The sequence below is a fragment of the Citrobacter sedlakii NBRC 105722 genome (assembly GCF_000759835.1).
GTDB lineage: Bacteria > Pseudomonadota > Gammaproteobacteria > Enterobacterales > Enterobacteriaceae > Citrobacter_A > Citrobacter_A sedlakii.
Genome location: NZ_BBNB01000008.1, coordinates 130,610 through 154,380, shown reverse-complemented (window position 1 = coordinate 154,380; position 23,771 = coordinate 130,610). Strand labels below are relative to the sequence as shown.

At 55.4% G+C, this 23,771-nt stretch carries 20 protein-coding genes and 5 tRNA genes; 16 read left to right on the top strand and 9 right to left on the bottom strand.

Annotated features, from left to right (window positions below):
- Positions 1–2: 2 nt before the first annotated feature.
- Both srlE and srlA read right to left on the bottom strand, forming a co-directional pair.
- Positions 3–977 carry a PTS glucitol/sorbitol transporter subunit IIB gene (srlE, locus tag CSE01S_RS11940; RefSeq protein WP_042288569.1) on the bottom strand — a complete coding sequence of 325 codons (975 nt, stop codon included), beginning with the start codon at positions 975–977 and terminating at the stop codon, positions 3–5.
- A complete protein-coding gene (gene srlA / locus CSE01S_RS11935; RefSeq protein ID WP_042288566.1) occupies positions 974–1,537 on the bottom strand; it encodes a PTS glucitol/sorbitol transporter subunit IIC in 564 nt (187 codons plus the stop codon). Before srlA ends, srlE begins: the two co-directional genes overlap by 4 nt.
- Before the next feature lie 265 nt (positions 1,538–1,802).
- On the opposite strand from srlA, the gene mltB reads away from it, so the two are divergent.
- From mltB to luxS, 15 genes are all read left to right on the top strand, one after another.
- Positions 1,803–2,882 (top strand): lytic murein transglycosylase B, encoded by a 1,080-nt coding sequence (gene mltB, locus CSE01S_RS11930; protein WP_042289048.1) that lies wholly within the window; start codon positions 1,803–1,805, stop codon positions 2,880–2,882.
- A gap of 201 nt (positions 2,883–3,083) precedes the next feature.
- Positions 3,084–3,581 (top strand): nicotinamide-nucleotide amidase, encoded by a 498-nt coding sequence (gene pncC / locus CSE01S_RS11925; RefSeq protein ID WP_042288563.1) that lies wholly within the window; start codon positions 3,084–3,086, stop codon positions 3,579–3,581.
- Positions 3,582–3,673: 92 nt separating this feature from the next.
- Positions 3,674–4,735 carry a recombinase RecA gene (gene recA, locus CSE01S_RS11920; protein WP_042288561.1) on the top strand — a complete coding sequence of 354 codons (1,062 nt, stop codon included), beginning with the start codon at positions 3,674–3,676 and terminating at the stop codon, positions 4,733–4,735.
- Positions 4,736–4,849: 114 nt separating this feature from the next.
- Positions 4,850–5,350 (top strand): recombination regulator RecX, encoded by a 501-nt coding sequence (gene recX / locus CSE01S_RS11915; RefSeq protein WP_042288556.1) that lies wholly within the window; start codon positions 4,850–4,852, stop codon positions 5,348–5,350.
- Positions 5,351–5,565: 215 nt separating this feature from the next.
- Positions 5,566–8,193: an alanine--tRNA ligase gene (gene alaS, locus CSE01S_RS11910; RefSeq protein WP_042288550.1), complete on the top strand. Its 2,628-nt coding sequence runs from the start codon at positions 5,566–5,568 to the stop codon at positions 8,191–8,193.
- Between the two features lie 363 nt (positions 8,194–8,556).
- Positions 8,557–8,742 (top strand): carbon storage regulator CsrA, encoded by a 186-nt coding sequence (csrA, locus tag CSE01S_RS11905; RefSeq protein WP_000906486.1) that lies wholly within the window; start codon positions 8,557–8,559, stop codon positions 8,740–8,742.
- Positions 8,743–9,046: 304 nt separating this feature from the next.
- A tRNA-Ser gene (locus tag CSE01S_RS11900) sits at positions 9,047–9,139 on the top strand.
- 3 nt (positions 9,140–9,142) lie between these two features.
- Positions 9,143–9,219 (top strand) — tRNA-Arg (locus tag CSE01S_RS11895).
- Between the two features lie 194 nt (positions 9,220–9,413).
- Positions 9,414–9,490: transfer RNA gene (locus tag CSE01S_RS11890), tRNA-Arg, on the top strand.
- A 199-nt stretch (positions 9,491–9,689) separates the two neighbouring features.
- Positions 9,690–9,766: transfer RNA gene (locus CSE01S_RS11885), tRNA-Arg, on the top strand.
- Positions 9,767–9,960: 194 nt separating this feature from the next.
- Positions 9,961–10,037, top strand: a tRNA-Arg gene (locus CSE01S_RS11880).
- Between the two features lie 269 nt (positions 10,038–10,306).
- Positions 10,307–10,873, top strand: coding sequence for a fructose-1-phosphate/6-phosphogluconate phosphatase (gene yqaB, locus CSE01S_RS11875; protein ID WP_042288544.1), 567 nt, complete (start codon positions 10,307–10,309; stop codon positions 10,871–10,873).
- Positions 10,870–11,298 (top strand): YqaA family protein, encoded by a 429-nt coding sequence (locus CSE01S_RS11870; protein WP_042288542.1) that lies wholly within the window; start codon positions 10,870–10,872, stop codon positions 11,296–11,298. Before yqaB ends, CSE01S_RS11870 begins: the two co-directional genes overlap by 4 nt.
- 76 nt (positions 11,299–11,374) lie before the next feature.
- Positions 11,375–12,931, top strand: a complete 1,557-nt coding sequence (gene gshA, locus CSE01S_RS11865) for a glutamate--cysteine ligase (protein ID WP_042288539.1) — start codon at positions 11,375–11,377, stop codon at positions 12,929–12,931.
- 149 nt (positions 12,932–13,080) lie between these two features.
- Positions 13,081–13,596: an S-ribosylhomocysteine lyase gene (luxS, locus tag CSE01S_RS11860; protein ID WP_042288535.1), complete on the top strand. Its 516-nt coding sequence runs from the start codon at positions 13,081–13,083 to the stop codon at positions 13,594–13,596.
- A 100-nt stretch (positions 13,597–13,696) separates the two neighbouring features.
- Here the strand turns inward: luxS and emrB are convergent, their stop codons facing one another.
- The 4 genes from emrB to CSE01S_RS11840 form a co-directional block, all read right to left on the bottom strand.
- Positions 13,697–15,235: a multidrug efflux MFS transporter permease subunit EmrB gene (gene emrB / locus CSE01S_RS11855; RefSeq protein ID WP_042288532.1), complete on the bottom strand. Its 1,539-nt coding sequence runs from the start codon at positions 15,233–15,235 to the stop codon at positions 13,697–13,699.
- A gap of 16 nt (positions 15,236–15,251) precedes the next feature.
- Positions 15,252–16,424 carry a multidrug efflux MFS transporter periplasmic adaptor subunit EmrA gene (gene emrA, locus CSE01S_RS11850; RefSeq protein WP_042289046.1) on the bottom strand — a complete coding sequence of 391 codons (1,173 nt, stop codon included), beginning with the start codon at positions 16,422–16,424 and terminating at the stop codon, positions 15,252–15,254.
- A 123-nt stretch (positions 16,425–16,547) separates the two neighbouring features.
- Complete coding sequence (mprA, locus tag CSE01S_RS11845; protein WP_042288528.1) at positions 16,548–17,078, bottom strand: transcriptional repressor MprA; 531 nt, start codon at positions 17,076–17,078, stop codon at positions 16,548–16,550.
- 381 nt (positions 17,079–17,459) lie between these two features.
- Entirely contained in the window at positions 17,460–18,644 is a 1,185-nt protein-coding gene (locus CSE01S_RS11840) for an MFS transporter (RefSeq protein WP_042288525.1), read from the bottom strand.
- A gap of 211 nt (positions 18,645–18,855) precedes the next feature.
- On the opposite strand from CSE01S_RS11840, the gene CSE01S_RS11835 reads away from it, so the two are divergent.
- Positions 18,856–20,256, top strand: coding sequence for a DUF1996 domain-containing protein (locus CSE01S_RS11835; protein ID WP_042288523.1), 1,401 nt, complete (start codon positions 18,856–18,858; stop codon positions 20,254–20,256).
- 52 nt (positions 20,257–20,308) lie between these two features.
- Here the strand turns inward: CSE01S_RS11835 and proX are convergent, their stop codons facing one another.
- From proX to proV, 3 genes are read right to left on the bottom strand one after another with little or no spacing between them, the layout of a single operon-like run.
- The gene (gene proX / locus CSE01S_RS11830; protein ID WP_042288521.1) at positions 20,309–21,304 is read right to left on the bottom strand and encodes a glycine betaine/L-proline ABC transporter substrate-binding protein ProX; all 996 of its coding nucleotides are present in this window, start codon (positions 21,302–21,304) and stop codon (positions 20,309–20,311) included.
- A 9-nt stretch (positions 21,305–21,313) separates the two neighbouring features.
- A complete protein-coding gene (gene proW / locus CSE01S_RS11825; RefSeq protein WP_042288519.1) occupies positions 21,314–22,378 on the bottom strand; it encodes a glycine betaine/L-proline ABC transporter permease ProW in 1,065 nt (354 codons plus the stop codon).
- Positions 22,371–23,573, bottom strand: a complete 1,203-nt coding sequence (gene proV, locus CSE01S_RS11820) for a glycine betaine/L-proline ABC transporter ATP-binding protein ProV (RefSeq protein WP_042288517.1) — start codon at positions 23,571–23,573, stop codon at positions 22,371–22,373. The genes proW and proV overlap by 8 nt, the downstream gene beginning before the upstream one ends.
- Positions 23,574–23,771: the final 198 nt, after the last annotated feature.

Here is a 23,771-nt window from a genome sequence, read left to right as displayed (position 1 = left end):
TCTTATTGATAAATAAAGCCGGATACAAACCAGGCGATCAGTACCGTTGGCGCGCCGGTCAGAAAGCGACTGACCAGTACCGACGGCACGCCGACGCGCACCGTATCCTGACGGGCTTCCGCCAGCGACAGGCCAACCGGAATAAAGTCGCAGGCCGCCTGGGCGTTAATGGCGAACAGCGCTGGCAGCGCCAGGTGCGGCGGAATATTGCCCAGACCAATTTGCACGCCGATCAGCACGCCGATCACCTGGGCGATCACTGCGCCCGGGCCGAGGAACGGCGACAACAGCGGGAAGGAGCAGATCAGCGCCAGTGTCACCAGCCCCAGCGGATGGCTGGCTAGCGGCGCCAGACCGTGGGCGATCCAGTCGCCAAGTCCCGACGCCATGATGATGCCGATGAGGGCGGAGACGAACGCCATAAACGGCAGAATGGTTTTCAGTACTGTGTCGATGGTGTCGCGACCAGACTGAAACAGAACGGCTACCGCTGAGCCCATTCCCATGCCGACTTTCGCCAGCAGGCCGTCGCTCTGTTCGGTGATCTTTTTATGGGGGTCGTAATCACGTCCCGGAGGCGTGGCGCTTGTCGGTTGCGGCGCAGCTTCTGCATCGCCAATCGCGCTAATGTTTTCTTCTTTCACGCCGGAGACGTAAATGTCTTCGACGATGTACTGGGCCAGCGGCCCCGATTTCCCCGTGGAGTGAATGTTTACCGTCGGAATACGGCGTTTCGGGTAAATTCCGCAGCGCAGGGTGCCGCCGCAGTCAATGATCGCCACGCCAATCTCCGCTTCCGGCGGTTCGCCCTCTTTAAAGCCATCGACCGCCTGCCAGCCGGTCAGGCTTGCCAGTTTGTCGACAATCGCCGGGCGCGTGCCCGCGGTGATATAGACGATTTTTTTACCTGCGACGACATCCAGTTCAAGCGGGCCGCCCCAGCCGCCGGTGCCTTTTTCGATACGAATACGCGTCATGATGTTGCTCCTGAAAGATGCACTTTCTGCTCAAGCTGGATACCCATTTTTTTCTCGAAAATCGCGGTGGTGAGATCGGTGACCCAGCCGCGGAAGAAGTTAGTCACCAGGCCAACCAGCAGATAGCTCACCGCAAGCGGGCCGAGGGGCAGGCCAAGCGTGGTTAAACCGCTGGCGATGCCCAGATAAACGAACAGTTCGCCGGGGTTGATATGCGGAAACAGGCCGTTCATGGAGTGGCAACTGTAGGATGCCGCCGCGTAATAGCTGGGCTTGTATTTCTCTGGCATAAAACGACCAAGACTCAGGGTCATAGGGTTACAGAACACAAACGTACCGATGAACGGCAGAATCAGGTAACGGGACAGCGGATTTCCGGCGCAGCGTTGGGCAAAACGTTCTATACGCTGCTGGCCGATAAAGTTGATCAGCGCGTTCATGATGACCAGCAGGCTTATTAGCAGCGGAAGAATGCCGGTCACCATGCCGGTAAACACTTCTCCGCCTTTCTGGAACAGCCCGATGAACCACTCTGCTCCATGTGTAATGGTGTCGATCATTGTTCTCTCCTGTAGGGATTGTTGTTATCTTGCCAATTGGTGATTTATTTTAATCAGATTGAAAGATTTAAAAGTGTTATTTTGATCTCAAAATGAAAGTAAAATATTTTAAATTGAAAGTTTATGTGCGAATAGGAACAGAAAAAGAAGGAGTAAAGGGGGCGAACAGGTAAATTATGTGAAGGAGCGCGTCTCGCGCTTCCTTGTGGGACGGAGGATGCTTTACCATACTTCCCTCTGGCTGAATCTGGTTAATGGATGTCACATGTTCAAGCGTCGTTATGTAGCGTTACTTCCCCTTTTTGTGTTACTGGCTGCCTGTAGCAGCAAACCGAAACCGCAAGAGACTCAAACGACCACCGGGACGCCGTCTGGCGGCTTCCTGCTTAAGCCTCAGCACAATGTCATGCAGATGGGCGGCGATTTTGCTAATAACCCCAATGCGCAGCAGTTCATCGATAAGATGGTCAGCAAACATGGCTTTGATCGCCAACAGTTGCAGGAGATCCTGTCGCAGGCGAAACGCCTGGATTATGTGCTGCGCCTGATGGACAGGCAGGCGCCGACCACGCAGCCGCCAGCCGGCCCTAACGGCGCATGGCTGCGTTATCGCAAACAGTTCATAACGCCGGATAACGTGCAAAACGGCGTGGCATTCTGGAATCAGTATGAAGATGCGCTCAACCGCGCCTGGCAGGTGTATGGCGTGCCTCCGGAAATCATCGTCGGCATTATCGGCGTAGAAACCCGCTGGGGCCGCGTAATGGGGAAAACGCGCATTCTTGACGCGCTGGCGACGCTCTCCTTCAACTATCCGCGCCGCGCGGCGTATTTCTCTGGCGAGCTGGAAACCTTCCTGTTGATGGCGCGCAACGAACAAGACGATCCGCTGGATCTGAAAGGGTCTTTCGCCGGGGCCATGGGTTACGGTCAGTTTATGCCGTCGTCCTATAAAGAGTACGCGGTGGACTTTAACGGCGACGGCCATATCAATCTTTGGGATCCGGTCGATGCCATCGGCAGCGTAGCGAACTACTTTAAAGCACACGGCTGGGTGAAAGGCGATACGGTGGCGGTGATGGCCAACGGTCAGGCGCCGGGACTGGCCAATGGCTTCAAAACAAAATACAGCGTGTCGCAGCTTGCCGCCGTGGGCTTAACGCCGCAGCAGCCGTTGGGTAACCATCGCGAAGCAAGCTTGTTACGTCTGGATATTGGCACCGGGTATCAGTACTGGTACGGCCTGCCAAACTTCTACGCGATTACCCGTTACAACCATAGTACCCATTATGCGATGGCGGTCTGGCAGTTAGGACAGGCGGTAGCGCTGGCGCGGGTCCAGTAATCGTCCTGGCTGCCGGATGGCGGCCCTGACAACTTATCCGGCTCACCCGGCTTGCTGTTGGCCGGATAAGGCAATGCTGTCTCCGCCTGTTAAACCTGGACGTTTTTTCTGAATCCCCCTCGTAAAATCATCACCTCGTCCCCATCTCGGGTGGGAAAGTGCTATCTTGTCCGGCAGGATTTTTAACTGGCAGAGGCCGAAATGACTGACAGTGAACTGATGCAGTTAAGCGAACAGGTCGGAATGGCGTTAAACGCGCGCGGCGCGACGGTGACAACAGCGGAATCCTGTACGGGCGGCTGGGTGGCGAAGGCCATTACGGATATTGCTGGCAGCTCCGCCTGGTTTGAACGCGGTTTTGTCACTTACAGTAATGAAGCGAAAGCGCAAATGATCGGCGTACGGGAAGAGACGCTTGCCCAACATGGCGCGGTCAGTGAACCAGTGGTAGTGGAAATGGCGATAGGCGCGCTGAAAGCCGCCCGCGCTGATTATGCGGTTTCAATCAGCGGCATTGCCGGGCCGGATGGCGGCAGTGAAGCGAAGCCCGTCGGCACTGTCTGGTTCGCTTTCGCCAGCGCGCGCGGAGAGGGGATTACCCGGCGGGAATGCTTCAGTGGCGACCGCGATGCCGTGCGGCGACAGGCGACCCTCTATGCGTTACGTACGCTGTGGCAACAATTTCTACAAAACACTTGATACTGTATGAGCATACAGTATAATTGTTTCAACAGTACAGAATTCACTATCCGGTTAAGCGCAAGCGGAACCCGGCATGACAGGAGTAGTTAATGGCTATCGACGAAAACAAACAGAAAGCGTTGGCGGCAGCACTGGGCCAAATTGAAAAGCAATTTGGTAAAGGCTCCATCATGCGTCTGGGTGAAGACCGCTCTATGGATGTGGAAACCATCCCGACCGGATCGCTTTCTCTGGATATCGCACTCGGCGCGGGCGGTCTGCCAATGGGCCGTATCGTCGAAATCTACGGGCCGGAATCTTCCGGTAAAACCACCCTGACGCTGCAGGTGATTGCCGCTGCGCAGCGTGAAGGGAAAACCTGTGCGTTTATCGATGCGGAACATGCGCTGGATCCAATCTATGCGCGCAAGCTGGGCGTTGATATTGACAACCTGCTGTGTTCTCAGCCGGACACTGGCGAACAGGCGCTGGAAATCTGTGATGCGCTGGCGCGCTCTGGCGCTGTAGACGTTATCGTTGTCGACTCCGTCGCGGCCCTGACGCCGAAAGCGGAAATCGAAGGTGAAATCGGCGACTCTCACATGGGCCTCGCGGCGCGTATGATGAGCCAGGCGATGCGTAAGCTGGCGGGTAACCTGAAGCAGTCCAACACGCTGCTGATCTTCATCAACCAGATCCGTATGAAAATTGGCGTTATGTTCGGTAACCCGGAAACCACTACCGGGGGGAACGCGCTGAAATTCTACGCCTCTGTTCGTCTGGACATCCGCCGTATCGGCGCGGTGAAAGAGGGCGATAACGTGGTGGGTAGCGAAACCCGCGTGAAAGTGGTGAAGAACAAAATCGCCGCACCGTTCAAACAGGCAGAGTTCCAGATCCTCTACGGTGAAGGCATCAACTTCTATGGCGAACTGGTTGACCTGGGCGTCAAAGAGAAGCTGATTGAGAAAGCCGGTGCTTGGTACAGCTACAACGGTGAGAAAATCGGGCAGGGTAAAGCGAATGCGACCGCCTGGTTGAAAGAAAACCCGGCTACCGCGAAAGAGATCGAGAAAAAGGTTCGCGAGCTGCTGCTCAACAACCAGGACTCGACGCCAGATTTCTCCGTTGATGACGGTGAAGGTGTTGCAGAAACCAACGAAGATTTTTAATCTTCAGGCGACCGTAAGCCGGATCGCGCGAAACCGCCATTCGGCAAAAGGTTAAGTTACACTCAAGGGCTGCATTTATGCGGCCCTTTTGCATTGCTGAATCTGAAGGGAGTTATGAGCGAACCGACACCACGCCGACCCGTTTATGCCCGCCTGCTCGATCGCGCTGTCCGCATTCTGGCTGTGCGCGATCACAGCGAACAGGAGTTACGCCGCAAACTGGCCGCGCCGGTCATGGGGAAAAACGGCCCCGAGGAGATTGAGGCCACGGCAGAGGATTACGAACGGGTGGTAGCCTGGTGCCATGAGCACGGGTATCTGGATGACAGCCGCTTCGTTTCGCGCTTTATCGCCAGCCGTAGCCGGAAAGGGTATGGCCCGGCGCGCATCCGCCAGGAACTCAACCAGAAAGGCATTGCCCGGGAAGCTATCGAAAAGGCGCTGCGCGAATGTGAAATTGACTGGTGTACCCTCGCGCGCGATCAGGCTACCCGCAAATACGGCGAACCGCTGCCCGCGGCATTTTCAGAAAAGGTAAAAATACAGCGCTTTCTACTCTATCGCGGCTATCTGATGGAGGATATCCAGGAGATATGGCGAAATTTTGACGATTGAGCGCATACGGGATTTTACTTCCCACTAAAGAAAACTTATCTTATTCCCACTTTTTCCGTTCGGGCGTGGGTTGCTTTGCGGTAACCTGCGTTCGCGACGAATATTCCTTAAATACACAACGTCATTCAAGCCGCATCAGGGCGGCAGGCGAGGAAGCTCGCAGCCAGTACAGAGGCGGTTTGAAAGATGACGTGTAGCTTGATTTCAGGATAATTATGAGCAAGAGCACCGCTGAGATCCGTCAGGCGTTTCTCGACTTTTTCCATAGTAAGGGACATCAGGTAGTTGCCAGCAGCTCCCTGGTACCAAACAATGACCCCACTTTGTTGTTTACCAACGCCGGGATGAATCAGTTCAAGGATGTTTTCCTTGGCCTCGACAAGCGTAATTATTCCCGCGCGACCACTTCCCAGCGCTGCGTGCGCGCGGGCGGTAAGCACAATGACCTGGAAAACGTCGGTTACACTGCGCGTCACCACACCTTCTTCGAAATGCTGGGCAACTTCAGCTTCGGCGACTATTTCAAACACGATGCCATCCAGTATGCATGGGAACTGCTGACCGGTGAAAACTGGTTCGCCCTGCCGAAAGAGCGTCTGTGGGTGACCGTCTATGAAACAGACGACGAAGCCTATGAAATCTGGGAAAAAGAAGTCGGTATTCCACGCGAACGCATTATTCGCATTGGCGACAATAAAGGTGCGGCCTATGCGTCCGACAACTTCTGGCAGATGGGTGATACCGGTCCATGCGGTCCGTGCACCGAGATCTTCTACGACCACGGCGATCACATTTGGGGGGGGCCTCCGGGCAGCCCGGAAGAAGACGGCGATCGCTACATTGAGATCTGGAATATCGTCTTTATGCAGTTTAACCGCCAGGCTGACGGCACAATGGAGCCGCTGCCGAAGCCGTCAGTCGATACCGGTATGGGGCTGGAACGTATTGCCGCAGTTCTGCAACACGTTAACTCGAACTATGAAATCGACCTGTTCCGCACGCTGATTGAGGCGGTGGCGAAAGTGACCGGCGCCGCCGACCTGAGCAACAAGTCGCTGCGCGTTATCGCCGACCACATTCGTTCCTGCGCATTCCTGATCGCCGATGGCGTGATGCCGTCGAACGAAAACCGCGGCTACGTGCTGCGCCGCATCATTCGTCGTGCGGTGCGCCATGGCAACATGCTTGGCGCGAAAGAGACGTTCTTCTACAAGCTGGTCGGTCCGCTGATTGACGTCATGGGATCGGCGGGTGAAGAATTGAAGCGCCAGCAGGCTCAGGTTGAGCAGGTGCTGAAAACCGAAGAAGAGCAATTTGCCCGTACTCTGGAGCGCGGTCTGGCACTGTTGGACGAAGAACTGGCGAAGTTGACGGGCGACACGCTGGACGGTGAAACGGCTTTCCGTCTGTACGATACCTACGGCTTCCCGGTTGACCTGACGGCAGACGTTTGCCGCGAGCGCAACATCAAAGTGGATGAAGCGGGTTTTGAAGCGGCGATGGAAGAACAACGGCGTCGCGCCCGTGAAGCCAGCGGCTTTGGCGCTGACTATAACGCGATGATCCGCGTAGACAGCGCGTCTGAGTTTAAAGGCTACGACCATCTGGAACTGAACGGCAAGGTCACCGCACTGTTTGTGGATGGCAAAGCGGTTGACGTAATCAACGCCGGTCAGGACGCGGTTGTGGTTCTGGACCAGACGCCATTCTATGCCGAGTCCGGCGGTCAGGTTGGTGATAAAGGCGAACTGAAAGGCGCAGGCTTTGCCTTTGCTGTCAGCGACACGCAAAAATATGGTCAGGCGATCGGTCATCTCGGCACGTTGTCTGCGGGTTCTCTGAAAGTGGGCGATGCAGTACAGGCTGACGTGGACGAAGCGCGTCGCGATCGTATTCGTCTGAATCACTCGGCGACGCACTTGATGCACGCCGCGCTGCGCCAGGTTTTGGGCACGCACGTTGCGCAGAAAGGTTCGCTGGTGAACGATAAACTGCTGCGTTTTGATTTTTCTCATAACGAAGCGATGAAACCGTCGGAGATTCGTGCGGTCGAAGATCTGGTGAATGCGCAGATCCGCCGTAACCTGCCGGTGGAAACAAATGTGATGGATCTGGACGCCGCTAAAGCGAAAGGCGCGATGGCGCTGTTTGGTGAGAAATATGACGAGCGTGTTCGCGTGCTGAGCATGGGCGATTTCTCTACCGAGCTTTGCGGTGGTACGCACGCCAGTCGCACCGGTGACATTGGCTTGTTCCGTATTGTTTCCGAGTCGGGTACCGCAGCGGGCGTTCGTCGTATCGAAGCGGTAACGGGTGAAGGCGCCATTGCTTCCGTTCACGCTCAAAGCGATCGTTTAAGCGAAATTGCGCATCTGCTGAAGGGCGACAGCCAGAATCTGGGCGATAAAGTTCGTTCCGTACTGGAACGTACCCGTCAACTGGAGAAAGAGCTTCAGCAGCTGAAAGAACAGGCTGCCGCGCAGGAAAGTGCGAATCTTTCCAGCAAGGCGGTTGATATCAATGGCGTTAAGCTGTTGGTGAGTGAGCTTGCCGGCGTCGAGCCGAAAATGCTGCGTACCATGGTTGATGATCTGAAAAATCAGCTGGGTTCCACCATTATCGTGCTGGCTACGGCGGCAGAAGGTAAGGTTTCTCTGATTGCTGGCGTGTCTAAGGACGTGACCGACCGTGTCAAAGCAGGGGAACTGGTAGGTATGGTCGCTCAGCAGGTGGGCGGTAAGGGTGGTGGTCGTCCGGACATGGCGCAAGCCGGTGGTACGGACGCGGCTGCTCTGCCTGCAGCGTTAGCCAGTGTGCAAGCCTGGGTCAGCGCAAAACTATAAAATATATACACAAAATCATTCATGCTACGTCAAGGCGGCAAGTGAATGCGTCCCGGGAGCGAACAGCGAGTAGGCGACCGGGGGAAATGCGCGCTGCCAACGCAGAGGCAGCTTGAAGGATGAGGTGTATAAGCGTTAGCCGATGCCGCGGACAGGTACTCCGCGGCGTTTGCATCAACGTTGTCGACAACGATAAAGTCAGGTTGAAGTTGTGTATATCGGCTAAACTTAGGTTTAACAGAATGTGATGCCGTGACTGCTTACATGTAATGTGTTTGTCATCGCTTACTTTTTGGCGTTATATGATGGATAATGCCGGGATACAGAGAGACCCGACTCTTTTAATCTTTCAAGGAGCAAAGAATGCTGATTCTGACTCGTCGAGTTGGTGAGACCCTCATGATTGGCGATGAGGTCACCGTGACAGTTTTAGGGGTGAAGGGCAACCAGGTACGCATCGGCGTAAACGCCCCGAAAGAAGTTTCTGTCCATCGTGAAGAGATCTACCAGCGTATCCAGGCTGAAAAATCCCAGCAGTCCAGTTACTAAGGTTTCCGCGTCTCATCTGGATGGGTGAGACGCAACCTGTCCTTCCTGTGTTTTCCTTGTTTTCTATCTCTATCATCTGAGCGTGTTCCTGGGGTTGTCGGGGCAGCCAGAGTCCATATAAACCGATTTGTTTGTTGATAAAACACCCTTTTTGCCGTTTTTGCAGACTAATTGAGCGTGAAGTGTGCAAACGATAAAAGCGCAGGAAAAATTGTTTGACTTATAAGTCCCAGAAAGTAATATGTGCGCCACGCAGCGACGATGAGCAGAAACATGTTCTTCGACGCACTCGTAAGAGGCGTGTGGTGAGGTGGCCGAGAGGCTGAAGGCGCTCCCCTGCTAAGGGAGTATGCGGTCAAAAGCTGCATCCGGGGTTCGAATCCCCGCCTCACCGCCATTTGCATCCGTAGCTCAGCTGGATAGAGTACTCGGCTACGAACCGAGCGGTCGGAGGTTCGAATCCTCCCGGATGCACCATCTTCTCCGAGACAATAGTCACGCTGTTGTTTCAGGGGCTGCGGATTTACCGCAAGCACCAGGGAGGATAACGTTGCCCAGGCAACGGCCCGAAGGGCGAGGTGAAGCCGAGTCATCCTTCCGGATGCACCATCTCTTACTGGATACAACGTCAGTTGTCGTATCAGTATCGGCAGTAAAGCAAGTTTTCCGATGCATCCGTAGCTCAGCTGGATAGAGTACTCGGCTACGAACCGAGCGGTCGGAGGTTCGAATCCTCCCGGATGCACCATCTTCTCCGAAACAATAGCCACGCTGTTGTTTCAGGGACTGCGGATTTACCGCAAGCACCAGAGAGGATAACGTTGCCCAGGCAACGGCCCGAAAGGCGAGGCGAAGCGAAGCCGAGTCATCCTCCCGGATGCACCATTCCTTGCTTGATATAACGCCAGCCGTCATATCAATATTGGCAGTAAAATAAGTTTTCCGATGCATCCGTAGCTCAGCTGGATAGAGTACTCGGCTACGAACCGAGCGGTCGGAGGTTCGAATCCTCCCGGATGCACCATCTTCTCCGAAACAATAGCCACGCTGTTGTTTCAGGGGCTGCGGATTTATCGCAAGCACCAGGGAGGATAACGTTGCCTAAGCAACGGCCCGAAGGGCGAGGCGAAGCCGAGTCATCCTCCCGGATGCACCATTCCTTGCTTGATATAACGCCAGCCGTCATATCAGTATCGGCAGTAAAGCAAGTTTTCCGATGCATCCGTAGCTCAGCTGGATAGAGTACTCGGCTACGAACCGAGCGGTCGGAGGTTCGAATCCTCCCGGATGCACCATCTTCTCCGAAACAATAACCACGCTGTTGTTTCAGGGGCTGCGGATTTACAGTAAGCACCAGGGAGGATAACGTTGCCTAAGCAACGGCCCGAAGGGCGAGGCGCAGCCGAGTCATCCTCCCGGATGCACCATCTTCTCTGAGATAATCCCCATACTTCCCGTTTTAATTGTTTCTTCTTCCCTGAACAATCCTCACTTTCGCCGTCAGCGACAAAATCCCGCCATTACGATAAAATAACGTCTGGTTTCTACGGTTTGCGAGAACACAATGTACGAACGTTATGCGGGTCTGATTTTCGATATGGATGGCACCATCCTGGATACTGAGCCGACACACCGTAAGGCGTGGGACGAAGTATTAGGCCGTTACGGTATGCATTTCGATCTTCAGGCGATGATCGCGCTTAACGGTTCACCGACCTGGCGTATCGCGCAGGCGATCATTGAACTGAACCAGGCGGACCTCAATCCGCACGCATTGGCGCAAGAAAAAACCGCGGCGGTAAAACGCATGTTGCTCGACAGCGTCGAACCCTTGCCGTTGGTCGAGGTTGTGAAGGCATGGCATGGTCGTCGTCCGATGGCGGTTGGCACCGGCAGTGAAAGCGCCGTTGCCGAAGCGTTGCTGGCGCACCTGGGCCTGCGTCGTTATTTTGACGCCGTGATTGCCGCTGACCACGTACTGCACCATAAACCGGCGCCGGATACCTTTCTTCTCTGCGCAGAACGCATGGGCGTGCCTCCGGCTCGCTGTGTGGTATTTGAAGACGCTGATTTTGGCGTGCAGGCAGCACGCGCCGCAGGCATGGATGTCGTGGATGTGCGTTTGCTGTGAGTGACGTACTGTCGCTCTTCTCTTTGTTCGCCAGCAGTTTTCTCAGTGCGACGCTGTTGCCTGGCAACTCTGAGGTCGTTCTGGTTGCCATGCTGCTTTCCGGGATTTCTCATCCCTGGGTCTTAGTCATAACAGCAACAATGGGTAATAGCCTTGGAGGGCTAACTAACGTTATCCTTGGGCGTTTCTTTCCGCTACGCAAAACATCGCGCTGGCAGGAGAAAGCAACAGGCTGGCTTAATCGCTATGGCGCGGTGGCGCTATTATTAAGCTGGATGCCGGTAGTGGGCGATTTACTGTGCCTGTTAGCGGGGTGGATGCGCCTCCCGTGGGGACCAGTGCTCTTTTTTTTATGCCTTGGCAAAGCGCTGCGCTATATTGTCGTCGCGGCTGCAACCATTCAGGGCTCTTTATGGTGGCACTAATTGTGCCTGGAATAGCCTTCAGGGCAACCACTACAATTATGCTAATTAAAACGATTTTGACAGGCGGGAGGTCAATTTGATCCCGGACGTATCACAGGCTCTGACCTGGCTGGAAAGACATCCACAGGCTCTAAAAGGCATACAGCGCGGGCTGGAGCGCGAAACGCTGCGCGTGAATGCTGACGGTACCCTGGCGACAACGGGGCATCCGGAAGCGCTGGGCTCGGCGCTGACGCATAAATGGATCACCACGGATTTTGCCGAAGCGCTGCTGGAATTCATTACGCCGGTGGACGGTGACATTCAGCATATGCTGACGTTCATGCGCGATCTGCACCGCTACACCGCCAGAAAACTGGGCGATGAGCGCATGTGGCCGCTGAGTATGCCCTGTTACATCGCGGAAGGGCAGGATATCGAACTGGCGCAATACGGCACCTCGAATGTCGGGCGGATGAAAACACTGTACCGCGAAGGGTTGAAAAACCGTTACGGCGCGCTAATGCAGACGATCTCCGGCGTGCATTATAACTTTTCCCTGCCGATGGCGTTCTGGCAGGCGAAGTGCGGCGAGATGGACGGCGAAGCGGCAAAAGAGAAAATCTCGGCTGGCTATTTTCGCCTGATCCGCAACTACTATCGCTTCGGCTGGGTCATTCCGTACCTGTTTGGCGCGTCGCCGGCGATCTGTTCTTCCTTCCTGCAGGGGAAACCGACCACGCTGCCCTTCGAGAAAACCGACTGCGGCATGTACTACCTGCCGTACGCGACCTCGCTGCGCCTGAGCGATCTCGGCTATACCAATAAATCGCAAAGTAATCTCGGTATTACGTTTAACGATCTGCACGACTATGTGGCAGGATTGAAACGCGCGATCAAAACGCCGTCAGAAGAATACGCGGCCATTGGTATCGAGAAAGACGGTAAGCGACTGCAGATCAACAGCAACGTGCTGCAAATCGAAAATGAGCTGTATGCGCCAATCCGTCCCAAACGCGTGACCCGTAGCGGAGAGTCGCCTTCAGACGCACTGCTGCGCGGCGGCATTGAATACATTGAAGTTCGCTCGCTGGATATCAATCCCTTCTCGCCAATTGGCGTTGACGAGCAACAGGTGCGTTTCCTCGATCTGTTCATGGTCTGGTGCGTGCTGGCCGACGCGCCGGAAATGAGCAGCGGCGAGCTGCAGTGTACGCGTACCAACTGGAATCTGGTGATTCTGGAAGGGCGCAAGCCGGGGCTGACGCTGGGGATTGGCTGCGAAACCGCGCAGTTCCCGCTGACGAAAGTCGGAAAAGATCTGTTCCGCGATCTCAAACGCGTAGCGCAAACGCTGGACAGCATTCACGGTGGAGAGGATTATCAGAAAGTGTGCGACGAACTGGTCGCCTGTTTTGATAACCCGGAACTGACGTTTTCGGCGCGGATCCTGCGTTCGATGATCGACAACGGGATTGGCGGCACCGGTAAAGCGCTGGGCGAAGCCTGGCGTAATGTGCTGCGCGAAGAGCCGCTGGAGATCTTGCAGGAAGAAGAGTTTATCGCTGAACGCGAGGCATCTTTACGGCGTCAACGTGAGGTGGAAGCGGCGGACAGCGAACCCTTTGAACGCTGGCTGGAAAAACAGGCCTGACAGACAAGAAAAAGGCCACTCGTGAGTGGCCAAAATTTCATCTCTGAAATCAGGGATGATGATAACAAATGCGCGTCTTTCATATACTCAGACTCGCCCCGAAACGAAGAGTTCAGTTTATTTTAAAAAATAATATCGGAGGTGGCTAAATGCCGTTGTTAGATAGCTTCACTGTCGATCATACCCGGATGGAAGCACCTGCCGTCCGCGTTGCGAAAACGATGAACACCCCGCACGGCGACGCAATTACCGTGTTTGACCTGCGTTTCTGCATCCCCAACAAAGAGGTGATGCCGGAGAAAGGGATCCACACGCTGGAGCATCTGTTTGCAGGCTTTATGCGTAATCACCTCAACGGTAACGGCGTTGAGATTATCGACATCTCGCCGATGGGCTGCCGCACCGGGTTTTACATGAGTCTGATCGGTACGCCAGAGGAGCAGCGCGTGGCGGATGCGTGGAAAGCGGCGATGGCTGACGTACTGAAAGTGCAGGATCAGAATCAGATCCCGGAACTGAACGTCTATCAATGCGGCACGTACCAGATGCATTCGCTGAGCGAAGCGCAGGAGATTGCCCGCCACATTCTGGAGCGCGACGTTCGCGTCAACAGCAACGAAGAACTGGCGCTGCCGAAAGAAAAATTGCAGGAACTGCATATCTAGTTGCGTTGCCGGATAGCAAGGCTACGCGCCTTACCGGTCGACCACGGATAAACGCCGCCCGGCATAAAAAAGGCCAGTTCATCTGAACTGGCCTTTTTAATCAGTGCGCGCCGCCGCCGCCGCCACCTGCGCCGAAGGGCGGTTTGGCGAACCAGACCAGGCCAAGCAATATCAGGAAGATGCCTGCCGACATCCAGAAAATCTCGTTGGCCGAGATGATCAGTCCCTGGTTAGTGATCTGCTGGGCGATCCAGCCCGACGCCTGCTGCTGCGTCATCCCCATGCCCTGAAGCTGATCGTACATTGCCTGGGCGTTCGGGTTATACGGGTTCACCGACTCGGTCAACTGCGCATGGTGCATTGATTCCCGATTGGTCCACAGGGTTGTGGTGATCGAGGTGCCAATGGAGCCTGCCAGCGTTCGCGTAAAGTTCGACAAACTTGATGCCGCCGCCAGGCGTTCAGGCGGCAGTCCCGACAGCGTGATGGTGGTCAGCGGCATAAAGAAGCAGGCCACCGCGAAGCCCTGGATAAACTGCGGCCAGGCCGAAGCGCCAAAGTCCATTCCCGGCTCAAACGTGTAGGCGCGCCAGTAGAAGCAGACGGCGTACATAATGAAGCTGAACGTCACCAGTCTGCGCATATCCAGCTTATGCGCGAAGCGGCCAATAATCGGCGACAGGATCACCGGGATTATCCCAACGGGCGCCGAGGCCAGACCCGCCCACGTCGCAGTATAGCCGTAGACCTCCTGCAAAAGCTGCGGTAGCAACACAATCGCCCCGAAGTAAAGCATGTAGGCAAGGCTGATACACAAACAGCCGATAGTGAAGTTGCGCGACTTAAAGAGCGAGAGATCGACAATGGGGTTATCGTCGGTCAGCTCCCAGACAATCAGGAAGCTAATGGCGACCACCGCCACCACCGTCAGAATGATGATCTCCTGCGAGGCGAACCAGTCCAGCTCTTTGCCCCGGTCGAGCATAATCTGCAAGCTCCCGATACCCACCACCAACAGCGCCAGACCGATGGCGTCAATCCGTCGTTGCTCAGTACGGGTTTCGCGACCGCGCAGGGTTTGCAGCGTCATCAGCACCACCGCGATCCCGATGGGGACGTTGATGAAGAAGATCCAGCCCCAATGGTAGTTGTCACTGATGTAGCCACCCAGAATCGGGCCGCAGATCGGTGCGACGATGACGGTCATCGACCACAGCGCCAGCGCGATAGAACGTTTGGCGGGCGGGTAGTTATTCAGCAGTAAGCTCTGGGAGAGTGGGATCAGCGGCCCGGCGACGATCCCCTGAACCACGCGGAAGAAGATCAGCATGTTCAGGCTGCTGGAGACGCCGCATGCCCACGAGGCGATGGCAAACGCCACCGTAGACCACATGAACAGTTTCACTTCCCCGACGCGCTTCGCCAGCCAGCCCGTAATAGGAATCGAGATGGCGTTCGCCACCCCGAAGGAGGTGATCACCCACGTTCCCTGGCTCAGGGAGGAGCCGAGGTTCCCGGCGATGGTGGGGATCGCCACGTTAGCAATGGTGGAGTCCAGCACCTGCATGAATGTCGCCAGCGACAGCGCAATCGTCATGATGACGAGCTGCGCGCCCTCCAGCGGTTTTTGCTGTTGCATAACACGCACCTCGGAATTAGCCGGCGTTGGCCTGCACAATCTCTTCGATCAGTTTATTCACCGGCGCAAGGTCGATCTCGCGAGCGTTACTTTCCGCAACCGGTGTGCTGCGCACGGTACTTGCCAGTACCTGTCCGTCACGGTTAGCCGTATCGACGGTCACCAGCGTAGATAAACCAATGCGCAGCGGGTGCTGGGCTAACTGCTGCTCGTCCAGTTCGATACGAACCGGTAGACGCTGTACCACTTTGATCCAGTTGCCGGTCGCGTTCTGCGCGGGCAGCAGGGAGAAAGCGCTGCCTGTCCCCATATCGAGACCGACGACCTTACCCGTGTATTTAACGTCATCGCCGTAGATGTCGCTGACCACCGTTGCCGGTTGGCCGATACGCATATGCGCCAGTTGGGTTTCTTTAAAGTTGGCGTCGACCCACAGATTTGTGGCCGGAACAACGGCCATCAACGGCGTTGTCGGGCTGATCTGAGCGCCGGGCTGTACGGCGCGTCGAGAGACATAACCGGTGATCGGGCTAACGATCCGCGTACGTTCAAGCGCCAGCCAGGCATTACGCACTTCGGTCGCCGCCTGCTGAACAGCAGGCTGATCTTCGAGCTTGCTGTTCAGGATCATCGCCTGATTCGCGTTATATTGCTGTATGGCGACGTCAAGCTGCGCCTGGGCGCTGGCAACCGCGTCGCGGGCATGTTGCAGTTCTTCGCGACCAATCAGGTTGGCGTTACCCAGCGGCACGCGACGTTTAAAGTCGCTTTGCGCCTGGGCGAGGGCGGTTTTTTGTACGTCAATGTTCGCCTGCAACTGTTTGCTGTTGATCATCAACTGATGCGTCTGACGAACGCTGGAGGCCAGCGCGGTCTTCGCCTTTTCGAACGCCTGCTTCGCATCCGTCTGGTCGAGGGTGACGAGGACATCGCCCTGTTTGATAAAGTCCGTGTTATCCGCCCAGACTTTTGTCACGCTGCCGGATACCTGCGCCATGATTTGAACCTGGTTCCCTGCCACGTACGCATCATCCGTTTCTTCGAAATGACGCAATACTAAAAACCAATAGATCCCATATGCCACGGCAATAACGATAAAGAGCAAGGTCAGCAGAATCAGCGTACTTTTACGTTTGCTTTTCTTTTTGACCGGTTGCTGCGGGGTTTGCATCTCCGCATTTGCGCTCATGTTGTTCTCCACGATCTTATTTTTTGTCGGCTTGGCCGAACTGTTTATCAGAAAGGCCAGCACGCACGGGTGCTGGCCAGTCAGTTTTCTTTCTTAATCTGGATTATTGAGCGAGTCGACGCGTTAGCTCAGCGCCTCAAGAATGGCGCCATCCTGGTCCATCTGATCGAGACGCGTCAGAAGCTTACGGGTGATGTGCTCAAGCTGATCTTTTTCTGCGGTGCTAAGGGAGGACCACAGCTGGTGCAGGCAGTGATGCTGCGGCGGTAACACCTCGCGCAGAAATTCGTGGCCTTTTTCGGTCAACTGCAGGTGCAGGCAACGGCGATCGTTGTCGCTTTCGCGGCGTTCGATCCAGCCGCGCTTTTCCAGTTCATCCGCGATACGCGTTGCGTTAGTACGGGACGAACCCAGTGCACAACTCAGTTCAGAAGGCTGAATGCTGTGGTTTTCCTGAGACTCCAGCGTAATCAACGCCATAAACAACGTCTCGTTAATCCCCTGAGCCTTCAGCATTTTATTGCGGTTTTCCAGCAGCTTGCCCTGCATGTGCATGCAAAGACGGGTGAGCAACACTTCCTGATACGGAAAGTCTTCGTGGCGGCTGGCGCGAAACTTTAGCATTTGTTCAATGGGCGTAAACGAACTATCCATTTGGGCATGACCTCATTAATTTCAGCCGATATAGTAACGACAGTGACAAATAAAGTAAATGTATTATTAAAGCAAAATGATTCTTACGGGTTATAAAATCGCCAGCGCCTCAGAGGCTAATCCGTAGCTCAGGGCACCCGACAATGGGGATAGGAAAACGCGGCGGGCAGGTTACTCATGACGGTGGATAAGCTTTCGGTGAATCCTTCCATGCATGGCGCCGGGTTGGGTTCGGAAAGGGGAGTGGGGCTTTCCATAGAAATTTATGCGATATCACCAATGTTAAAATAACCAGGGTAAATGATTGCTATAACCTTAACAGACTGGGGGGCTCCTTAACACCCTAAGGAGCCGAAACAGAGGTAAACGCTCGCTAACCGATTAATTTGCGGCTTCCTGTCGATGAAATCCTCGCCACCAGACCAACAAGTTGAGTACGGCAACGGTGGTTCCCGCCAGGCACACGCCTGCCCATCCGGCATGTTGCCAGGCAGAGGCTGAAATTAACGAACCGGCGGCGCCGCCGATAAAATAGCTGGTCATATAGCCTGCGGTAAGTCGGTTACGGGCATCCGGGTAGAGCCGGTAAATCACCGTCTGGTTGGTAATGTGTACGCCCTGCACCGTGAGATCCAGCACCAGAATCCCGACGATCAATGCCAGTACCGAGGCGTGCCCCAGCCAGATAGCGAGCCAGGAAAGCAGCAGCAACAGCAAACCGTAGGTGGTGGTGAGATGAGAATGTCCCTTATCGGCGAAGCCGCCCGCCGGACGCGCGCCCAGCGCCCCCGCGGCGCCCGCCAGCCCAAACAGGCCTATCATCCCTTCGGAATAGCTGAACGGCGGCGCCGCCAATAAAAAGGCCATTGATGTCCAGAGGATGCTGAAGTTGGCGAAGGTCAGACAACCCAGCAGCGCGCGCGTGCGCAGCAATTTATCGCGGGTAAACAGGCTGAATACCGAACCGAGCAATTGCGGATAATTGAGATGCGTCTCTGACTTCATTTTTGGCAAGCCGCGCCACAGGGCGACAGCCATCAGCGCCATAAGCGCAGAGGCTACCCAGAATACGGTGCGCCAGCCGCCGAGACTGGCAAGTAAGCCCGCCACCGTCCGCGCCAGCAGGATACCGAGCAACAATCCGCTCATAATCGTGCCGACCACCTTACCACGCTTGTCCGGTGTGGCGAGGGTCGCCGCCAACGGCACCAGAATCTGGGCGACCACCGAAAACAGTCCGGTTAGCGCGGTGCCGAGGATCATCATCGTCAGCGACTGGCTACTGGCGGTAATGAGCATTCCGCCTGCGGCCAGAAGCGTCATCGAGACAATCAGCGTCCGGCGCTCAAACATATCGCCAAGCGGCACCAAAAACAGCAGGCCAGCGGCATAGCCCAACTGTGCGGCGGTGACAATAAATCCCGCAGAGCTGGCAGATAGAGAGAAATTGTTGGCGATGGTGTCGAGCAGCGGCTGCGCATAATAATTGCTGGCAACCGCCAGGCCCGTCGCTACCGACATAAGCACGATCAGCGCCGGGCTAAGCGGGTGAGTATTTTTTGTCATTATGTTTGTTATCGTCAGTCAGGTGATGATTTCCAGGGGAATCAATCATAGCGGAAGTCAATGATTGTTGGCACATCGCGAGGTGATCGATTGTGCGGTTTTCACGAAGCGTAGGGGGAAACCGGCAAACTGAAGAAAATCGGTCGCGAAAGCGTTCGGTGGCGGCGCGTCGCTCTGTTACCAATGTTCTTTTTCATCACAGGAGATGACGATGAAACTGAGCACGACGTTGACAGGACTTTCCCTATTGATGACCGCCGCAATAGCGCCCGCGTATGGCGCACCGCAGGCGCATGTGGTATGCGGCTACAGCCACACGCTGGGCGATGACGCCATCATGATGTTTGGCATGCCGAACCAGGCGATGTGGCATGACTTCTTCGGTAATACCCATACCGATGCGGTATCCACTTACCCGACGCTGCGGGCGAAGGAAGAAACCACTTGCGATAATAAAGCGGACAGCTCCGCGTACTGGGCCCCGTCGCTGAAATTGCCGAACGGGACGGTAGTGCCGCCTGCCTATCAAAAAACCTACTATCAGGCCAAAAATACGACAGAGTATCCGCTACATCCGTTTCCGGCGGGACTTTCACTGCTGGCGGGCGATCACCACGGCGCGGCGCCAAATCCCCGCATTACTTTTTTGTGCGCCAACGGGAAAGGCTATACAACCAAAGCCGGAGAAGTATGCGGTCTGCGTAAAGCGGGGGACGCGGTACAGTTCAACATTGGCATCCAGTTTCCAGACTGCTGGGACGGTATTCACCTGAAACCCGGTCATGGTATGCCAAACGCCGCCTATGACAGCAACGGTCAGTGTCCGTCCGGCTATCCGGTGAAAATCCCGACGGTAAACATGAACGTGGCGTATGTGATCCCGGGAATTACGTCGCTGGACACCGCAAAAGCGCAGCTTTCTCTCGACCCGATCATGAACGGCGACGAGCGTGAAGAACGCTGGGGAAGCATCTACACCGCACATGCCGACTTTATGAACGGCTGGACGGAGGACGGCGCGCGCTTTATGACGGAACTGTGCATGAACAACGGTATGGACTGCGGGCTGAACGTACCGTATCGCTATGAAAAGGCAGTGGCGACGTGGATCAGCAGCGAGCAGCCGGAGACAGTAACCAATGCGGCGGAAAAGCTGCTGATTCAGGATAACTGGCAAAACGGCGGGCGCACGCATAACCCGGAAACCATGACGCTGGTGAAATTCGCGATCCCGGCGCTACCGGCGGGGCAGGATCCGTCATTGTTTAAATATCGCATCCGTATTTATGGCGGCAAGGTCGAGAGCAACGGCGCGGATCAAATCTTCTTCTATCCGACCAGCAGCGACTGGGATCCGCACAGTGTCACCTGGCAAAATCGCCCGGCCTGTCACTATCGTTCAGATGCCGTGTTGTATCTTAATAACGCGAAAGAATACCGGATGGTGGACGTGGACAAAGCCGTGCGCAAGGCGCTGGCCGAGGGGAAAACGGAAATCGCGTGGTATATCGGCGGCGATCGCCAGGGGAATCATTATCAGTTCAACAATGCAGACACACGGGAAAGCCTGGTGCTCATGCTGACGGGCTATAAAAAGACGCCGGAGAGATAATTGCCTGTGCCGGATAAGGGGCCTGAGCACCTTATCCGGCAAGAGGTAAACCTTACTTCTGTGCGGCCAGCGCGTCGTTCACCCAGCCATCAAACTGCTGCTGGTGGGCTTTGATCCAGCCGTCCACATGACCCTGAACGTCGGCTTCTGAGGCTTTACCCGCATGCATCATCGCGTTTTGCGCGTTGATGTCCGCCAGCGGCAGCTTCATGATCGCGAACAGTTTCGCCGCCGCCGGGTTTTTCTCGGCCCAGGCTTTGTTGGCGACGATGTGCATGGTGTTCACCGGGAAGCCATAGTTCGCACCATTAGGCAATTTGGTATCAATGTCCTTCTGCTCGCCTGGCAGGGAAGAGAACGGCACCTGCAGCCAGACCACATCTTTGCCCGGTTTCATAACGTCGCTCACCCAGTATGGCGTCCAGGTATAATACAGAATCGGTTTGCCCTCTTTAAATCGGGTGATGGTGTCGGCCATCATCGCCGCATAGTTACCGTGGCTGACCTCAACGGTTTTTTCCAGATCGAACGCTGTGTTCTGGTGATTAATTACTGCTTCACAGCCCCAGCCCGGCGAGCAGCCCATCATGTTCGCTTTTCCGTCGCCGTTGGTGTCAAAAATCTTTGCAATCTTCGGATCTTTTAACTGGGCGATATTGGTGATGTTGTACTGCTCGGCGGTTTTCTTATCGATCAGATACCCTTGCGCCGCGCCGGTAACAAAGACTCCCTCGCGATAAAACTTCTTGTCGCCGCCTGCTGCGGCATACATATCATCATGCAGCGGCTGCCAGTTCACGGCGGTAAAGGTGGCATCGCCAGAGGCGATGGAGGTGTAGCCGACGTTATAGTCGACCTCGCTCGGCTTGCTGACGGTGTAACCCAGTTTTTCCAGCGCGCGGCTCACCAGCAGCGTCTGGAAGGTTTCTTCGGTGATGGTGCTCTGTACCGGTTGAACGGTAATGCCTTTGCCCGGCAGGTCAGCCGCGAACGTGCTGGTAGAGACAAGGGTGGCAAACGCTGTGGCAAAAAGTACGCTATGTCGCATCGTTGTTCCTTATTTTGTAAATGGGCGGGTAAGTAACCCGACAGGGCCGGTGGTATACCAGCGACGGTTGCCGCGACTGCGGGAATCGCGACCGACGGCCTGAGTCAGGCGGTCAAGAATAATGGCGAGGATCACAATCCCCACCCCGCCGACGGTCGCCAGCCCCATATCGAGACGGCCAATACCGCGCAGCACCATCTGACCCAGACCGCCGACGGCAATCATCGAGGCGATAACCACCATCGACAGCGCCAGCATCAGCGTCTGGTTGACGCCAGCCATAATGGTCGGCATCGCCAGCGGTAACTGAACCTTAAACAGCATCTGCCGCGGGCTGGCGCCGAACGAACGTGATGCCTCGATCAGGTCCGCCGGCACCTGGTTGATCCCAAGAATGGTCAGACGGACAATAGGCGGCAGCGCAAAGATAATGGTCACTACCACGCCTGGCACGTTGCCGATACCGAACAGCATCACAATCGGCACCAGGTACACGAACGCCGGCGTGGTCTGCATGGCGTCGAGCAGTGGCCGGACAATCTTCGCCGCGCGCGGACTGCGCGCCAGCCAGATCCCCATCGGCAGGCCAATCGCCACGCAGAACAGCAGGGCGGTCAGTACCAACGCGAGGGTAATCATCGCCTGCGACCAGGCGCCGATCGCGCCGATCGCGATCAGCGAGATCAGCGTCGCCACGCCCATCCCAACGCCGGAGATCTGCCAGGCGAGCAGGGCGAAAATAACAATCGCTACCGGCGCGGGCATACCCAGCAGCAGTTGCTGAAAGCCGTTAAGAATGTAATCCACCGGGACACGTATGCCCTGGAAAACGGGACGGAAATGGGTTACGACCCAGTCGATCCCGTGCGTGACCCAGCTGTCGAGCGGGATCAGGGTTTTATGGAACGGATCCAGAATAGAAAAATGCTCTGGCGCCGGTGCGGGCGCGCTGGTCAGCCAGTCTGCGCCACCGCCGTCGGTCGGCGTGCTGGCCGCCGAGCCCCAGGCGTCGGCGGACTGAGCGGCGCTATCAGCCGCCGGTGCGGTATCCCACGGATTCGATTGATCAGCCATTATTTGCCCCCTCGCGATCTAAAGCCTGTAGCAGCATGCGTTTTGAAATGATGCCGACATACTGTTGTTCTTCATCGACAACCGGCACCGCGCACGGCGCCTGTCCAACATGAGAGAGCAACTCGCTAAGCGGAGTTTGCGCATCAACGGCCAGCGGTTCGTCAATTAACGCGCCTTCGATCCCCTGAGTCTGGTTTAATGCGCTTTTTAATGAGTCGATGGAAACCACGCCCACATATTTATTTCCGCGCTCAATTACGTAGCCAAATTCCCGGTCTTCATCCTGCAATAATTTCAGTGCCGAACGCGGGCCGAAACCTGGCGTTTTACGAATCAGCCCCACCGGACTGCGACGGGCAATATCTTTCGCGCTAAACACCTGGCTAATATCAACGCCACGGAAGAATGTGCGCACATAATCATTGGCCGGATTATTGAGAATTTCGTCCGGCGTACCGACCTGGACCACTTCGCCATTTTGCATAATGGCGATACGGTCGCCAATGCGCATCGCTTCGTCGAGATCGTGGGAAATAAACACAATTGTGCGCTGATGTTTTGCCTGCAGTTTTACCAGTTCATCCTGCATTTCGGTACGAATTAACGGGTCGAGGGCTGAGAAGGCCTCGTCCATTAATAAAATATCAGGGTTAATGGCTAAGGCGCGGGCCAGACCAACACGCTGACGCATGCCGCCGGAAAGTTCGTCCGGCCAGGCGTGCGCGTAATTCTCCAGACCGACCTGGCGTAAGGCGTCCAGCGCTTTTTCCCGGCGTTCCTCGGCGGAGACGCCGGCTAATTCCATGCCGAAAGCCGTATTATCCAGCACGGTCATATGCGGCATCAGCGCAAATGACTGGAAGACCATCGCAATCTTTTTTCTGCGCACCTCGCGAAGTTCAGCTTCGGATATTTTTGCAATATCCACGCCGTCGATCAGTACCTGTCCGCGGGTGGGTTCAATCAGGCGATTGAGAAGGCGTACCATTGTGGATTTACCCGAACCGGATAATCCCATGATGACAAATATCTCGCCTTCTTCAATGGCCAGACTGGCGTCTTTTACGCCAAGCGATAGCCCTGTTTTTTCCAGAATTTGCTCTTTCGAAAGTCCTTTTTCAATATACTTGAAGGCGCGTTGCGGATGCTCTCCAAATACCTTGTATAGATTCTTAACTTCTAATTTAATTGCCATGCAATAGAAAGATTCCCGTTATTTATTTATGTCGATATGTTACCCGATAGAAATAGTCACTTTTTTCTACCCTAACATACTGAGAATCTGAGACAACCCTGAATGTGTGAATTGGTGAAATAGCCCCAGGGGGAATTTGCCGGAATTCCCCGTGATATAAGGGCTGATCGCAAGTGTAAAAAAATGATATTTGTGGAC